This window comes from Pelomonas sp. Root1237 (assembly GCF_001425055.1).
Taxonomy (GTDB): domain Bacteria; phylum Pseudomonadota; class Gammaproteobacteria; order Burkholderiales; family Burkholderiaceae_C; genus Pelomonas.
In genome coordinates this window covers 181,009-195,809 of record NZ_LMDK01000018.1, presented here as the reverse complement: position 1 = coordinate 195,809, position 14,801 = coordinate 181,009, and the positions used below count along the sequence as shown (strand labels likewise).

The window sequence follows — 14,801 nt, the reverse complement described above, 5'->3', positions numbered from 1 at the left end:
GAGGCCTGAGTACCGCAGGGCAGCCCGCTGCGAAGCTAAGGGCCGGGCGGTTCGGGGGCGACTTTTTGCCTTCTTTTTGGTCGCTCAAAAAGAAGGTCGCCCGCCGGGGCGACGTCCCGGCATGGGCCTAGCCAAGAACACACCGCAGCCGGAGGCCCCGCAATGCCTCTGATCGAACTCAAAGACGTCGCCCGCCACTATCAACTCGGCGAAATCGACGTCCCCGCCCTCGACGGCGTCAGCCTCAACATCGAGGCTGGCGAGTTCGTCGCCATCATGGGCCAGTCGGGCTCGGGCAAGAGCACGCTGATGAATGTGCTGGGCTGCCTGGACAACCCCACCAGCGGCAGCTTCGTCATCGACGGCAAGGACGCCAGCACCCTCGGCCCTGACGAGCTCGCCGCCCTGCGCCGCGAACGCTTCGGGTTCATTTTCCAGCGCTACCACCTGCTGCCCCACCTGGACGCGCGCGCCAACGCCGCCCTGCCCGCCGTCTATGCGGGCGTCGGCACCGGCGCGCGCGGCGGGCGGGCTCGGGCGCTGCTGGAGCGGCTGGGCCTGGGCGACCGCCTGCACCACCGGCCCAATGAACTCTCGGGCGGCCAGCAGCAGCGCGTGTCCATCGCCCGGGCGCTGATGAATGGCGGCCAGATCATCCTGGCCGACGAACCCACCGGCGCGCTGGACTCGGCCTCCGGCGCCGAGATGCTGCGCCTGCTCGAAGAGCTGAACCAGCGCGGCCACACCATCATCCTCGTCACCCACGACGCCGCCGTGGCGGCTCATGCGCGGCGCGTCATCGAGCTGAAGGACGGCAAGGTCGTCGCCGACAACGGCACGCCGGCCGGCCACATCGCACCCACCGAACTGCCCAGCGATGCGCCGCCCGTGAAGGAAGGCGGCCGCCTGCGCCGCCTCCAGGTGCAATGGCGCGAGGCCGTCGCGACGGCCCTGCTGGCGCTCAAGGGCAACCGGCTGCGCACGGCCCTGTCCATGCTGGGCATCAGCATCGGCATCGCCTCCGTCGTCAGCATCGTCGCGCTGACCACCGCCGCCCGTGACTCCATCGAGACGGACCTCAGCAGCCTGATCTCGGGACGCATCCCCGTCTGGCGCGGCAACCCCGCCCTGCCGCCGGGCGCCGTGCCCCAACCCTTCCGGCCGCACGAGATCGACTCGCTACGCGCGCTCAATGGCGTCAAGAGCATCACGCTGAACCGCCAGATGCAGCTGACCGCGCGACACCAGTCGCGTGACGCGATGCTGGAGGCCATCGGTGGCGACACGGCCACGTTGAAGGCGCGCAAGCTCAAGCTCGTGCAGGGCCGCTATCTCAGCGCGATGGATTACGAGACCCGCAGCCAGGTCATCGTGCTCGACGAAAAATCGCGCGACGCGCTGTTCAAGAAAGGCGAGTCGCCACTGGGCCAGCTCGTCTTCGTCAACCCCGGCATGGCGCCTGACGCCCAGGCCGCCCAGCAACCGGGTGCGCCGCCACCGCCCACCGCCGCCCTGCCCTTCACGGTCGTCGGCGTCGTCGCACCCGAGGGCGGCGCCTTCAGCTTTGGCAGCTGGCTGGGCCAGCTCTACATCCCGCACACCACCTTCTCGCGCAAGCTGGACGCGCGCGCCGACGTCGACAACTTCGACGTGCTGCTGGACCTGACCGTGCCGCCGCAGCAGGTGCGCGAGCAGATCATCCACCGCCTCAAGGCCCTGCACGGCCGCGAGGACTTCGGCACCTGGAACGGCGAAGAGGAGTTCCGCAAGTTCCAGAGCGTGACCAGCGCGATGGCGGCGCTGTTCGCTGGCGTCGCGGCCATCTCGCTGCTGGTGGGCGGCGTGGGCGTCATGAACATCATGCTGGTGTCAGTGTCCGAGCGCACCCGCGAGATCGGCATCCGCATGGCCGTTGGCGCGCGCCAGGGCGATGTGCGGCTGCAGTTCCTCATCGAGGCCGTCGTGCTGTGCATCCTGGGCGGCCTTGTGGGTGTCTGCCTGAGCTGGCTGGCGGCCCAGGCCGTCAACGCGGCCCAGCAGCATCTGCATGTGGTCATCAGCTGGGCGGCACTCGGCGTGGCCTTTGCGGTGTCCAGCGGCGTAGGCCTGGTGTTTGGCACGCTGCCCGCGCGCCGTGCGGCGGCTCTCAGCCCGGTCGACGCGCTGGCACGGGAGTAGAAAAGATGAAAACAAGACTGACCTCGATCGCCCTGGCTGCGCTGCTGCTGGCCGGCTGCGCCGTCGGCCCCGCGGCCAAGGCACCTGACGTACCGGTGCCCACGGCCTGGAGCCTGGGCAGCGGCGACGCGGCGCCCGACTGGGCCGGCCTGCTGGACCCCCAGCTCGCCGCGCTGCAGGCCCGCGCACTGGAGGCCAACCGCGACATCGCCCGCGCCGCGCTGAGCTGGAAGCAGGCGCAGTTGCTGGCCGAGCAGAGCGCGCTGCGTTGGGCGCCCAGCGCCAGCCTGTCGGCCAATGCCAGCCGCCCGATCGAGACCCAGAGCAGCACGCGCAATGTCGAGGTCGGCGGCGTGACGATTCCCGTAACGACCTCGACCGGCTGGAGCCGCAGCTATGGCGCCTCCGTCGGCGTCGGCTACGAACTCGACCTATGGGACCGCCTGGCCCAGAGTACGGCCGCCCAGCGCGCCAATGCCGAGGCCACCCGCACCGACATCGACGCCGCCCGCCTGTCCATCCGCAGCCAGGTGGCCGAGGCCTACTGGACGCTCGCCGCCATCCGCGCACAAAAGCCGCTGGCCGAGACCCAGCTCGCGCTGACCCGCGAGACGCTGGAGCTGACGCGATCCCGCGTTCGTGAAGGCAAGCTGCTGCCGATTGAGGTCGACAAGATCGCCGTCAACCTGCAGGCCGCCGAGTCGCGCCTGGCCGACCTCGCCGCCGACGCGCAACTGCAGCGCCAGATCCTCGCGTTGCTGCTCGACGAGCCCCTGCCCGGCCCTTCGCCCGAGGCGGCGCTGCCGGCTGGAGAGCCGCCACGCTGGCGCCTGGCCGAGCCCGCCGAGGTGCTCGCGCGCCGCCCCGATGTGCAGAAGGCCCGCTTCGGTGTGGATGCGTCCCTGGCGCGGCTGCGCGTCAGCGAGGCCGACCGCTACCCGCGCCTGTCCTTCTCCGCGGGCCTGAGCACTGGCGGCAGCCATGCACGAGACTGGTTGTCGCAGCCACTGGCGTCTCTCGGCACCAACCTCATCGTGCCGATGATCGACTGGCAGCGCCTGGCCCTGCAGCGCGACGGCGCCCGCACCGAACTCGACGCGGCCGCGCTGACCCTGCGCGACACGCTGCAACGCGCGCTGGCCGACATCGAGACCCAGCGCATCGAGGCCGAGCGCGTGGCCCAGCAGCTTGCCGCCAACGAAGGCCGGCTGCGCGAGGCGACCGAGAACGAGCGCCTGGCCGCGCTGCGCTACGAGGTGGGCGCCGTGGCCCGCGCCGACTGGCTGCAGACGCGCAGCGCCGTGCTCGACGCCGAGCAGGGCCGCATCCGCCTGCGGCTGCAGCAATGGGTCAGGCAGGCGGCCCTGTTCAAGTCCCTTGGCGGCGCATGAGCCCAGACAGGCTCAAGGTCCTCTTCATCTGCAGCCGCAACCAGTGGCGCAGCCCGACGGCCGAGCAGGTGTTCCGCCGCCACCCGGCCCTGCACGTGCGCTCGGCCGGCACCAGCGCCAGCGCGCGCAAGCAGGTCAGCGCTGCCGACCTCGAGTGGGCCGACGTCATCCTCGTCATGGAAAGCAAGCACCGGTCGCGCCTCATGCAGGGCCACGCCGCATCGCTGGCGGGCAAGGAACTGCATGTGCTGGACATCCCGGACGACTACCGCTTCATGGACGCTGAGCTCGTCGAACTCTTGCAGACAGCTGTGCCCCCGCTGCTTCGGCTAGGCTGACGGCATGCGTTCTACCTTCTCCTCTTTTCTGCAGCGGCGCGCTGCCCTCGCGCTGATCGCCGCGGCACTGACGGCGCCAGTCATCGCCGCCACGCCCGTGCAGGGTTTCAAGGTCGTCAAGAGCTACCCGCACGACGCCCAGGCCTTCACCCAGGGCCTGTTCTTCCACGACGGCTTCCTGTTCGAAGGCACCGGCCTGCGTGGGCGCTCCAGCATCCGCAAGGTCGAGATCGAGACCGGCAAGGTGGTCCAGCAGGTGGACTTGCCGCCGGAAGTCTTCGGCGAAGGCATTTCGCAATGGGGTGACCGCCTCATCGGCATCACGTGGACGGAGCAGACCGCCTATGTGCTCGACCTCAAGACCTTCAAGCTCTGGCGCAAGTTCTCCTACCCCGGCGAGGGCTGGGGGCTGACGCACAACGACAAGGAGCTGGTCATGAGCGACGGCAGCCCCGAGCTGCGCTTCCTCGACCCGCTGACCTTCAAGGAACTGCGCCGCGTGCGCGTGACGGCCGACGGCAAGCCCGTCGATCAGCTCAACGAACTGGAATGGGTGGACGGCGAGGTGTTGGCCAACATCTGGCAGACCGACCGCATCGCCCGCATCGACCCCAAGACAGGCCGCGTGACCGGCTGGATTGACCTGAACGGCCTGCTGCCCGACAACCTGCGCAGCAGCCCGGATGCGGTGCTCAACGGCATTGCCTATGACGCCAAGACCAAGCGGTTGTTCGTGACCGGCAAGCTGTGGCCCAAGTTGTTCGAGATCCAGCTGACCAGGAAATAGTTCAACGGCAGACTTCGGTCCCGAAGTCAAAGACGATCTCCCAGCCGCCAGCCGGCTTGCGGCGCCACACCGACTGGAAGCGCGCCGTCACCTTGCCATCGGGGTCCAGCACCGGGCCCGTCGTGCGGGCCAGATCGCCGCTCGGCAGCACCAGCACCAGGTCGGGTGACCAGCTGAAGGGCGGCTTGGGCGAAGTCAGCAGGCCGTTCCAGGCCGTCATGACTGCGTCGGGACCGTGCAGCGGCGCCTTGCCCATCCAGATGGTGTCGGGCGCCAGCATGCGCCGGAACCCCGCCACGTCACGTGCTGCGAAGGCCGCGGCAAAGGCGGTCTCGGCGGCGCGAGCCTCTTCGACCCGCCTGGCGATTTCGTCGGCTGACGGCCAGCCCGGTTCCGACGCGGCCGAAGCAGCGGCGGGCAGCGTGGCGGCGGCAAGCAGGGCATGGCGGCGGGTGGTCATCGGCTTCTCCGTTTGCTGGAAGCCACGAGCATGCCTCGCGGGCCACGCCCTGCCTCAAGTCACCCAGCGCGTTTGCGGTCTTGCTCGTGTTGCTCGGCACCCGGGATCGGCAGCAACCACGGCTCGCCCCTCTTCGTCACCCGCTCCCGGAAGACGCGGGCCGGATCCAGAAGTGCCGGCCGGTCCGCCGAGCGTGAGTTGACGCTGCCGCTCACGCCGCCTGGCGCTTGCACGTGAAAAAACCGTTCAGCGTGAGGCGGCCTCGAAGCGCGTCGGAGCTCAGCAGCGTGGGCTGATCCACGTCAGGCGAATGAAAAAGGGAGCCGTCGTAGAAGATGGCGCGGTTCCAGACCGCGAGGACTTTGGCCACGCGCGCGAAATGCGCGTTGTCGCCTTTCATGTACCCCGGCTCCACACCATAGCGCGCACTGAAGGTCGGGCCGTCCAGCTTGAAACTGTCCTCCAGCACGCGGTCGATCTCTTGCGGGTCTCGCAGTGGGCGATAGAAGCTGGTCCCCCCCAGCGCAGGGTCATGAAACAAATACAGCACACTGGCTGCGCACAACAAACTTCGGTCGACGAGCACAACGTCGCGGTGGCACAGCCAAAGCCGGTGATCAAGCGCCTCGGGAGGCGTGTTCAGCAATGACAGCCGCGCCTCTTGATGCAGCGTGCGACGACCACCGAGCGGCGCGCGCGCATGCTTCGCGAAGAAATCGGCCATCCGCTCGCCCAGCACCTTTGGCGCGTCGAGCACCAAGCCCGGATAAGGAAAGTGCGTCGGCGGCCGGAAAGCTTGCGAGGCCGCCCATTGGCGCACGCCCTCCGGATTGGCCAGGACGTTGTCCACCACCACGCAGTGGCTGCCATGCGGCAGAGGCACGACCCGCACTTGCGGCTCGGGATGAAAAAAACGACCCTCGGCGTCCAGCCACTCTGTCAACACGGCGCTCCTCCCCAACCTGTCTTGTGTTCGTTCATCCTGGAAACCGCGGCGGCCTCGTCCGAAGGGCTGCGATGGCGAGGTGCGCAGTTCTGCCCGAAAGGAAGGAGCTACGCGGCCGGCGTACTGGCAGCGTTGTCTTTCGACGGGTGCACATGGCGGTGAGCCCACACGGCTGACGGCCCGTCAACTGCGGTGCCCAGAATGATAGGTGAGGCCAGCGCTGGCGCCGGTCGTCCAGCCTGCTGGGAACGCCCGTCAGCCTTCCAATTCTCAGAACGCCGCAATCCCCGTGATCGCCCGCCCCAGGATCAACGCATGGATGTCATGCGTGCCCTCATAGGTGTTCACCACCTCCAGGTTCACCAGGTGGCGGGCGATGCCGAACTCGTCGGAGATGCCGTTGCCACCGAGCATGTCGCGCGCCATGCGGGCGATGTCCAGGCTCTTGCCGCAGCTGTTGCGCTTCATGATGGAGGTGATCTCCACCGCCGCCGTGCCCTCGTCCTTCATGCGACCCAGGCGCAGGCAGCCTTGCAGGCCCAGCGTGATCTCGGTCTGCATGTCGGCCAGCTTCTTCTGCACCAACTGGTTGGCCGCCAGCGGCTTGCCGAACTGCTTGCGGTCCATCGTGTACTGGCGGGCCGTGTGCCAGCAGTCTTCTGCCGCACCCAGGGCACCCCAGGCGATGCCATAGCGGGCACTGTTCAAGCAGGTGAACGGGCCCTTGAGGCCACGCACCTCGGGGAAGGCGTTCTCCTCGGGGCAGAACACGCTGTCCATGACGATCTCGCCGGTGATGGAAGCCCGCAGGCCCACCTTGCCGTGGATGGCCGGGGCGCTCAGGCCCTTGGCGCCCTTTTCCAGCACGAAGCCGCGGATCTGGCCGCCGTCGTCCTTGGCCCAGACGACGAACACGTCGGCGATGGGGCTGTTGGTGATCCACATCTTGCTGCCGGTCAGCTCATAGCCGCCGTCGACCTTGCGGGCGCGCGTGATCATGGAGCCGGGGTCGGAGCCGTGGTTGGGCTCGGTCAGGCCGAAGCAGCCGATCCACTCGCCGCTGGCCAGCTTGGGCAGGTATTTCTGCTTGGTCGCCTCGTTGCCGAACTCGTTGATAGGCACCATGACGAGCGACGACTGCACGCTCATCATCGAGCGGTAGCCCGAGTCGACACGCTCCACCTCGCGGGCGATCAGGCCGTAGCTCACATAGTTCAGGCCGGCGCCACCGTACTCGGCAGGGATGGTCGGGCCCAGCAGGCCCAGCTCGCCCATCTCGCGAAAGATGCTGGCGTCGGTCTTCTCGTTGCGGAAGGCCTCCAGCACTCGCGGCTTCAGGCGGTCAGTGCAATAGGCCGCGGCGGCGTCGCGCACCATGCGTTCATCGTCGGTGAGCTGCTCGTTCAGCAGCAGCGGGTCATCCCAGTGAAAGCTTGCCTTGGTGGCCATGGTGCGCGTCCTAATGAGCAACGCCCGGCAAAAGCGCCGGGCGCGAATGGCAGAAGTATTGCGCCACGGCCCGATTCGTGTCCAATTCAAGAAACGACTTCGACGATTCGCAATGCCTATTGCCAAGACAACGGACACCGTTACCCGCTCCTTGGAGTTCCGCCACCTGCGCTACTTTCTCGCCTTGGCCGAGGAGCTGCACTACGGCCGCGCCGCCCAGCGCCTGGCCATCTCCCAGCCGCCGCTGTCGGTCGCCATCCAGCAGCTGGAGGCCAGCGTCGGCGCCCGCCTGTTCGACCGCGACAGCAAGGGCGTGCGCCTCACGCCCGCGGGCGACGCCTTCCGCACCAGCGCGCAAGCCCTGCTGGACCGCGCCGAAGACGCCTGCGCCCTCGCCCGTGAGGTGCAGGCCGGCGAGGTGGGGCGGTTGCGCCTAGGCTTTGTCGGCTCCACGCTGTTCAACGGCCTGTCCGCCTGGCTGCAGGCCTTCCAGGCCAGCCACCCCAAGGTCGAGGTGATCGTCATCGAGCTGAACTCGCAGGACCAGATCGAGGCGCTGCTGGGGCAGGAGCTGGACCTCGGCCTCGTCCACACCGACCGCCTGCCCCCCGCCCTCGCCTCGCAGCCCCTCTACAGCGAACCCTTCCTCGCCTGCCTGCCCGCCAACCACCCGGGCGCCAAGCTGAAGAAGATTCCCTTGGCGACGCTGAGCGACCAGCCCTTCATCCTCTTCTCCCGCAAGGGCTCACCCGACTACCACGCCCGCATCGTCGAGATCTGCCGCCAGCACGGCTTCTACCCGCGGCTGCAGCACGAAGGGCGGCACTGGCTGTCGGTCGTGTCGCTGGTGGCGCAGGGCATGGGCATCAGCATCGTGCCGGCCGCCTTCCAGCGCGCGGGCGTGCAGGGCGCGGTGTTCCGGCCGTTGGCTGAAGCCATCGAGGCGTCTGCGGTGTTTGCGGCGTGGCGCAAGGATGCCGAGGCGGTGCTGCGGGAAAGCTTCCTGGCCGCACGGCCAGCGAGCTGACCGGCCCCGGTGCAACTTTTCATCGCCGCCATCCCGCAATCTGTCGCACCGCAGCAGCGCCGCCGGCCCCGGCTGAGCAAGATGCAGGCTTCGTTCGACTGATCCGACAACTTTTTTCATGACCCGCTCCCGCTTTTGCGCCCGATTCGGCGCCGCCTTGCTCTCCCTCCTGCTCGCCCCGCTGGCCGGCGCGCATGCTGAACCCACCCGCGGCGAATGGGCCGGCCTGATCGAGGTGGCCGGCCGCCCCTCCTTCTGGCGCCTGCGCACCGAACTCGTCGACAACCAGCCGCGCCTGGCCTATGCCATGCCGGGCGGCGGCGTGAACGCCGGTGGCGAATGGCAGCCGCTGCCCGGCGCAACGATGGGCGACGGCCGCATCGGCTTCACGTTGCCGGCCGCAATGGGCGGTGGCTCCTGCACGGCCCGGCGTGAGGGCGACGCACTGCTTTCAGTGGCGACCGACAACTGCCGCCTGTCGATGGTGCAGGTCGCGTCGCCGCCACAGCCCGCCATCACACCCGGCCTGTACCGGCTGCGTGACGGCCGGCTCGTGTCGGTCGGTTCGTTCACCGATTTCCCGCAGCCGACCGTCATCGAGTTCGGCACCGGCCGCTGGGCTTTCCTGTTCGAGCGCGGCGCGGGCGAGGCCACCGCGGGGCCGTCGCTTCAATCGCCGTGGCCGGTGCGCCTGACGCTGAAGCGCCTGCCCGCGCAAGGCCAGGCCGAGCGGCTGCTGTGGAGCGAGAACGGCGCCGCGCCGCAGATTGGCGAGCGGGTGGACATCGTCGAGCGCCCGATGCGCTGGACCAACGGGGCGCTGAGCCTGGGTGGCACCTTGATGCTGCCGCCCACGCCCGGCCCACATGCCGCCGTCGTGCTGTCGCCGATGTCCACCGACGCACCGCGCGAGGCCTACCGCCAGCAGGCCGAGTTCTTCGTCAGCCAGGGCCTGGCCGCCCTCATCTACGACAAGCGCGGCGTCGGCGAGTCCAAGGGCGACGTGCGCGAAACCGGCCTCACCGACCTGGCCGACGACGCAGTCGCGGCCGTCCGGCTGCTCAAGCAGACGCCGGGCGTCGACCCGCAGCGCATCGGCGTCTGGGGCCATTCCCAGGGCGGCTGGGTCGCCCCGATCGCGGCAGCGCGCAGCAGCGACGTCGCCTTCGTCATCGCCCAGTCCGGGCCGTCGGTCACCGCGGCCGAACAGGAGATCTACCGCGTCGAGACCAGCGCCCGCAACGAAGGCCTGAGCGCTGCCGAAGTGGCCGAAGCGGCCGACTACGAGCGCCGCCTGATGCACTGGGTCAAGACCGGCGAAGGCCGCGAGTGGCTGCAGGACGCGGCGCGCACCAAGCTCGACGCGCGCTGGGCCCACCTCGTGGAGTTCCACGAGAAGCTGCCCGAGCTGCCGAGCCGGCGCGCTCAGACCTTCTGGTACTTCGACCCCATGCCGTCCTACGCCCAGGTCAAGGTGCCCATGCTCGCCGTCTTCGGCGACCGCGACGCCTTCGTGCCGGTCGAGCGCAGCGTGGCGCTGCTGCGCCAGGCCCTCGCGCAAGCCGGCAACCGCGACCACCAGATCACCCTCCTCGACCACGCCGCCCACGGCCTGTGGGCGACCGACCTCGACAGCGGCCACAAGGCGGCCACGACGACGGGCTTCCACGCCGACTACTTTCCCACGCTGGTGCGCTGGATGAAGGCGCACGGGCTGACCGGGCAAGGGACCGGCAAGCGCTGACCGCCTGATCGCTCCAAGCGCACGCTCGCATACGACGGCGAAGCGGAGCCGGCCCGACGACTTGTTTCACATCAGCGGGTAAGCCCGATGGTCGAACTAATTGTTCGCGGCTCGAATTTATTTGCCCATGACAACGCTGCCATTCACAAGGTAGCGGTCATGGGCGATGACCCTTTCAACCATAACGGAGACATATGAAATCAATCCACCGCGCGTTGGGCGCTGCCGCCTTTGTCGTCATGTCCCTCGCCTCCCCGGGCGCGCAGGCCGCCACCTGGGGGGCCTCCTCGCCCGCCACGTCATCCTGCTCGGCCCCCAACCTGTTCGCCAGCTGGAACTACGGCAGCTACAACTTCAACAACGACGTCTGGGGCCCGTGCGGCGGCGCCGCCGTCGGCCCGCAGACCATTTGGGTCAACTCGAATGCCGACTGGGGTGTCTGGTCCGACCAGCCCAACACCGGCGGGATCAAGTCGTACCCGCACATCGGCTACGCGGTCAACCGCACCATCAGCTCGCTGTCGCAGCTGTCGTCCACCATCTCCGCAACCACGCCGGCCGGCGGCGCCTGGTCGTCGACCTTCGACGTCTGGGTGGGCAACAACGCCCACGAGATCATGCTGTGGCTGAACTACACCGGCACCGCGGCCGGCTGCGGCAACGTCAAGCCCATCTCCTACAACTGGAACGCACAGGGCTGCGCCATCCCCGTCTACACCAACGTGAACGTGGGCGGCTCGACCTGGAACGTCTACCGCGGCAACAACGGCGCCAACATGGTCTATTCCTTCCTGCGCACCTCCAAGACGAACAACACGACCATCGACGTGCTGGGCATCCTCAACTACCTGAGGAACCTCGGCTGGATGGCCGACCTGGTCGTGGGTGATGTGCAGTACGGCTTCGAGATCACGTCGTCGTCGGGCGGCATGAACTTCGGGTCGAGGAACTTCTCCGTCACCGTGAGGTAGCCGAGGCAAAGCGCGGCCAACACGGCCGCGCTTACATCCCCGTACACCTGGGCGTGCTCGCTGCGACGCACTTGTTTCAACATGGCCGCCGGCACTTCGGCCGGCGCCCTGTTGAAGAAGAACAAATGCAAAGCGACCCGATCAAAAAGAGCATCGGCGGGCTCGTCCTGCTGGCCACGGCCGTCGGCCTGACGGCCTGTGGCGGCGGTGGCGGCAGCCCCCTGCCGCCGCCAGCCCCATCGCCCGCTCCCACGCCCTCTCCTGCGCCGCCGCCACCTCCGCCGGCCCCTGCGCCGGCTCCCACGCCTTCCCCCACGCCTTCCCCCGCACCCGGCGCCGCGCCGCAGATCGGCGCCTGCGACGTCTTCCCCGCCACGGCGGTGTTCAACACGCGCATCGACGACGCGCAGCGCTTCCCCGTGCACGCCAGCAGCGCGACGTGGATCACCAACATCGGCACGACGAGGTCATTTCATCCGGACTGGGGCACCAGCGAGAACCAGCAGCAGCCGGCCGACTACTACGGCATCCCGTACAACGTGGTGGACGGCAGCACCGCCGCCACGGCCACCAGCAGCTGGCCGTCGGTGGCCTTCAACCCCACCGATCCCCGCGCCGGCAGCGGTGACGGCGCGCCCGACGAGAGCGACTGCGCCGCGCCCGTGGGCGGCGGCTACAGCCTCGTGCGCGACTGCACGACGCTGACCGCGCCCAACCGCCGCTTCCCCTTCCCGCGCGACGACCTGCTCAAGGCCGAGGGCGGCGCCTGCAATGACGCCCAGCAATGCGGCGACCGCCATGTGCTGGTGGTCGAGCAAGGCAGCTGCCGGCTGTGGGAGAGCTACGCCAGCTTCAAGCTCAATGCGCAGTGGTACAGCTACTCGACAGCCGCGTGGGACCTGAAGAGCAACGCGATGCGCCCCGACACCTGGACCTCGGGCGACGCCGCCGGCCTGCCCATGCTGCCCCTGCTGGCGCGGGCCGCTGAAGCCAGCGCGGGCGAGATCCGCCATGCCTTGCGCGTCACGCTGCGCGACAGCGTGCTGGCCCGCAGCCACGTCTGGCCGGCGCGCCATCACGCCGGCGGCGAGACGGCCGGCGGCGTGCCCTTTGGCGCCGTGCTGCGCCTGAAGGCCAGCTTCTTACCGCCAGCCTCCTGGAGCGCCCAGGCCAAGGCCGTCACGGTGGCGATGCAGCGCTATGGCCTCTACGTCGCCGACATCGGCTCCGACCTGTACGTGCAGGGCGAGCCCAGTGCGCAGTGGCAGGACGCGACGATTTCGAACTTGAAGTCGCTGCGGGCGTCGGACTTTGAGTTCGTGGACATGGGCGTGGTCACGGGTGATAGCCGGTTCAGCGGGGATTCATTCCAGGCGAGTTGGTAGTCATCCCCCTCGGTCTGCAGTGGCCGACCGGCGCCTGACGCACCACACGGCCGCTAACGCCGCCAGCACAAGGGCCGCGCTTGCGGGTTCAGGGTTGGTGCGGTGCTCGGGCGACTCCGCGATGGCGGCAAAGATCGTGCCGCTGCGCACGTTGCCCGTGACCGGGCTGAGGTACTGAACGGTCAGGGCGCCCGCCAACTCGCCGAGGCGTGCGCTGGTGGACTTGCCATCCTCCGGATCGATATAGCCAATGTTCGCGGCCTCACCGGCGTCGATGCTTCCGTCGCCGTCGTCGTCGCTCCAGAACAAAGAGGTCAGCGTGACGTAGTGGCCACCGTCGGTGCCGAAGTCGAGCAGCAGCTCGATATCCTGGTTGTGGCTCAACTCGTTCAGCAGGAATTGCGGCGTCGGGTTGGTTTCGTCGATGTTGTCGGGCTTGGCACCGCCCTCAACCGGATCCCAGTCCTTCACTTGCCCGTGGATGACAGTGGTGTTGGGCGCCACCGTGTCGAAGTACTTCTGCTTGCCGTTGATGAAGTTCGTGATGTGAGTGCCCTTCTCACAGCAGGTGTCCATGTAGTTCTTCGCCAGGTCGGCGGCAACCGCAATAAGTTCGGCTTGAGTGGGCTTGGTGCCATCGACTGCCGGGATCAGCTTGGAGCCGTAGATCAGGGAGTACTCGCGCTGCAGGAAGACAAAGGAGTTGACGGCTGCCACCGGCCCGCAGGCCATGTTGGGACAGGGAGCCACATTCTTCTGAGACAGATCACCGAACTTGTCGACGTCTTCATGCTCAAAATGCACCACCGGCACGGGGTCGGCCAGCGCTGGCGTACAGAGCAGGAGGCCTACAAGTGCGGCAAGAAGCCAAGAGCTGCGAACCGCCTGCGAAACGTCGTTCATGCTGCGCTCCCCGCGTGCCGAATCCGGCAACGTCCCGTTTTGCGCCTGCATCGCTGGCCTGTCAACGGCAACAGGCGGTGGTCGCGCCCGGCACATCCTCTACCTGCACGATGAATTGCTCGCGGGCAAACGGGCGTGCACGATGCCCGGCAAGACTTAAAACTTTAAACCTGACCCCATCCTCGCTTTCAGCTTTTCCGACGGCGAGGGCCGTTGCATGTCGGCAGGCGCGTGCAAATCGCATGCCGTTCGCCACGAACGTACATTTTTTGCGGCTGATCAGGCGGGGTGCTGAGGCTTTTGCGTTAGACGAAGCCAGGCCTCAACTGGAGCGATCCAAGCCATCGATGGCAGGCGTGGCGAATGTCGGCTGCCACTTCGGTTGCCGCTTCGCCAAGTCGGCCCTCGCGCAGCTGCATCGTGAACTCCGCACGGGGCAGGTCGGGAAGGATGTCCCCCGTCGGAACAGCGCGCAAACCCGTTGCCATGAGGGACGGCGTGAGAGGCGTTACCGCAAAGCCCGATGCCACCGCAGCCAGCAAGGCGCCGGAACTCTGGGCCGTCAGTGCGATATGCCAGCGTCGCCGATGCCCTGCCAGGGCGACAAGCGCCGCATCGCGGTAGGGACAAGGCTCGGAGAGAAAGGCCATCGGCACAGGCCGTGCAGGGTTCAGGAAGGAGCGCTCCGAGAAGGCCCAAACCAGCGGTTCGCTCCAGAGGAGTTCGCCCACACCGGAGCCGCCGCACCGCCCGCCAATCGAGATGTCCAATGCGCGCCGCCGCGTGAGCTCGGACAACGCAATGCTGATTCCTCCGGTGACTTCCAGTTCGACCTCGGGGTACTTCTCGCGAAACCTAGTCAGCGCAGCGAACAGCCAATCGGCCGGAAGGCCTTCCGAGCAGCCGATGCGCACCGTATCGCGGATGCGCCGCGCAGCGCCCAGATGAAGGACGGCGTGATCGTTCAACGTGAGGATGCCCCTTGCGTAACCCAGCAGGACCTCTCCCTGTGCTGTCAGCCGAAGCGAACGGGTGGTGCGAGCGAAGACGCGGCATCCCAGCTGAGCCTCCAGTCGCTTGATCTGGGCGCTGACCGCCGACTGCGTCAGACGCACTCGCTCCGCGGCACGCGAGACGCTCCCCAGATCGGCAACAGAGACAAAGCTCCTGAGGAGCTGCGGATCAATGAGCATGATTCAGTGAGATTACTTCTGAAAAGTCT

At 68.0% G+C, this 14,801-nt stretch carries 13 protein-coding genes; 8 read left to right on the top strand and 5 right to left on the bottom strand.

The genetic code is table 11. The features are described from left to right. The first annotated feature begins 162 nt into the window (after positions 1-162). Genes ASC91_RS21610 through ASC91_RS21595 form a run of 4 tightly spaced genes read left to right on the top strand, consistent with a single transcriptional unit; the run spans position 163 to position 4,694 of the window. The gene (locus ASC91_RS21610; RefSeq protein WP_056201775.1) at positions 163-2,178 is read left to right on the top strand and encodes an ATP-binding cassette domain-containing protein; all 2,016 of its coding nucleotides are present in this window, start codon (positions 163-165) and stop codon (positions 2,176-2,178) included. Positions 2,179-2,183: 5 nt separating this feature from the next. Then, positions 2,184-3,569 carry a TolC family protein gene (locus tag ASC91_RS21605; protein ID WP_056201772.1) on the top strand — a complete coding sequence of 462 codons (1,386 nt, stop codon included), beginning with the start codon at positions 2,184-2,186 and terminating at the stop codon, positions 3,567-3,569. After that, entirely contained in the window at positions 3,566-3,907 is a 342-nt protein-coding gene (locus ASC91_RS21600; RefSeq protein WP_056201769.1) for a low molecular weight protein tyrosine phosphatase family protein, read from the top strand. Before ASC91_RS21605 ends, ASC91_RS21600 begins: the two co-directional genes overlap by 4 nt. 4 nt (positions 3,908-3,911) lie before the next feature. Then, positions 3,912-4,694, top strand: coding sequence for a glutaminyl-peptide cyclotransferase (locus tag ASC91_RS21595; protein ID WP_056201766.1), 783 nt, complete (start codon positions 3,912-3,914; stop codon positions 4,692-4,694). 1 nt (position 4,695) lies between these two features. On the opposite strand, the gene ASC91_RS21590 is transcribed toward ASC91_RS21595, so the two are convergent. The 3 genes from ASC91_RS21590 to ASC91_RS21580 form a co-directional block, all read right to left on the bottom strand. Then, entirely contained in the window at positions 4,696-5,154 is a 459-nt protein-coding gene (locus ASC91_RS21590) for a DUF4440 domain-containing protein (protein WP_056201763.1), read from the bottom strand. A gap of 211 nt (positions 5,155-5,365) precedes the next feature. Further along, positions 5,366-6,097 carry a DUF6445 family protein gene (locus ASC91_RS21585; RefSeq protein ID WP_056201760.1) on the bottom strand — a complete coding sequence of 244 codons (732 nt, stop codon included), beginning with the start codon at positions 6,095-6,097 and terminating at the stop codon, positions 5,366-5,368. 273 nt (positions 6,098-6,370) lie between these two features. After that, the gene (locus ASC91_RS21580) at positions 6,371-7,549 is read right to left on the bottom strand and encodes an acyl-CoA dehydrogenase (protein WP_056201757.1); all 1,179 of its coding nucleotides are present in this window, start codon (positions 7,547-7,549) and stop codon (positions 6,371-6,373) included. Between the two features lie 151 nt (positions 7,550-7,700). Here ASC91_RS21580 and ASC91_RS21575 point away from each other — a divergent pair, with 151 nt between their 5' ends. From ASC91_RS21575 to ASC91_RS30065, 4 genes are all read left to right on the top strand, one after another. After that, positions 7,701-8,576, top strand: coding sequence for a LysR family transcriptional regulator (locus ASC91_RS21575; protein ID WP_056201754.1), 876 nt, complete (start codon positions 7,701-7,703; stop codon positions 8,574-8,576). 157 nt (positions 8,577-8,733) lie between these two features. Next, positions 8,734-10,320: a S9 family peptidase gene (locus ASC91_RS21570; protein ID WP_235532050.1), complete on the top strand. Its 1,587-nt coding sequence runs from the start codon at positions 8,734-8,736 to the stop codon at positions 10,318-10,320. Positions 10,321-10,514: 194 nt separating this feature from the next. Then, positions 10,515-11,291 (top strand): glycosyl hydrolase, encoded by a 777-nt coding sequence (locus ASC91_RS21565; RefSeq protein ID WP_056201748.1) that lies wholly within the window; start codon positions 10,515-10,517, stop codon positions 11,289-11,291. A 125-nt stretch (positions 11,292-11,416) separates the two neighbouring features. Then, entirely contained in the window at positions 11,417-12,676 is a 1,260-nt protein-coding gene (locus tag ASC91_RS30065; protein ID WP_056201745.1) for a hypothetical protein, read from the top strand. On the opposite strand, the gene ASC91_RS21555 is transcribed toward ASC91_RS30065, so the two are convergent. Beyond that, positions 12,677-13,579 carry a hypothetical protein gene (locus tag ASC91_RS21555; RefSeq protein ID WP_157281930.1) on the bottom strand — a complete coding sequence of 301 codons (903 nt, stop codon included), beginning with the start codon at positions 13,577-13,579 and terminating at the stop codon, positions 12,677-12,679. A 305-nt stretch (positions 13,580-13,884) separates the two neighbouring features. Continuing rightward, positions 13,885-14,772 (bottom strand): LysR substrate-binding domain-containing protein, encoded by an 888-nt coding sequence (locus tag ASC91_RS21550; protein ID WP_056201739.1) that lies wholly within the window; start codon positions 14,770-14,772, stop codon positions 13,885-13,887. Between the last annotated feature and the right edge of the window lie 29 nt (positions 14,773-14,801).

Coding starts and splice junctions, on each gene's coding strand:
- ASC91_RS21610 (WP_056201775.1), top strand. CDS start 163: ATGCCTCTGATCGAACTCAAAGACGTCGCCCGCCACTATCAACTCGGC.
- ASC91_RS21600 (WP_056201769.1), top strand. CDS start 3,566: ATGAGCCCAGACAGGCTCAAGGTCCTCTTCATCTGCAGCCGCAACCAG.
- ASC91_RS21565 (WP_056201748.1), top strand. CDS start 10,515: ATGAAATCAATCCACCGCGCGTTGGGCGCTGCCGCCTTTGTCGTCATG.
- ASC91_RS21580 (WP_056201757.1), bottom strand. CDS start 7,549: ATGGCCACCAAGGCAAGCTTTCACTGGGATGACCCGCTGCTGCTGAAC.
- ASC91_RS21595 (WP_056201766.1), top strand. CDS start 3,912: ATGCGTTCTACCTTCTCCTCTTTTCTGCAGCGGCGCGCTGCCCTCGCG.
- ASC91_RS21555 (WP_157281930.1), bottom strand. CDS start 13,579: ATGAACGACGTTTCGCAGGCGGTTCGCAGCTCTTGGCTTCTTGCCGCA.
- ASC91_RS21590 (WP_056201763.1), bottom strand. CDS start 5,154: ATGACCACCCGCCGCCATGCCCTGCTTGCCGCCGCCACGCTGCCCGCC.
- ASC91_RS30065 (WP_056201745.1), top strand. CDS start 11,417: ATGCAAAGCGACCCGATCAAAAAGAGCATCGGCGGGCTCGTCCTGCTG.
- ASC91_RS21550 (WP_056201739.1), bottom strand. CDS start 14,772: ATGCTCATTGATCCGCAGCTCCTCAGGAGCTTTGTCTCTGTTGCCGAT.
- ASC91_RS21605 (WP_056201772.1), top strand. CDS start 2,184: ATGAAAACAAGACTGACCTCGATCGCCCTGGCTGCGCTGCTGCTGGCC.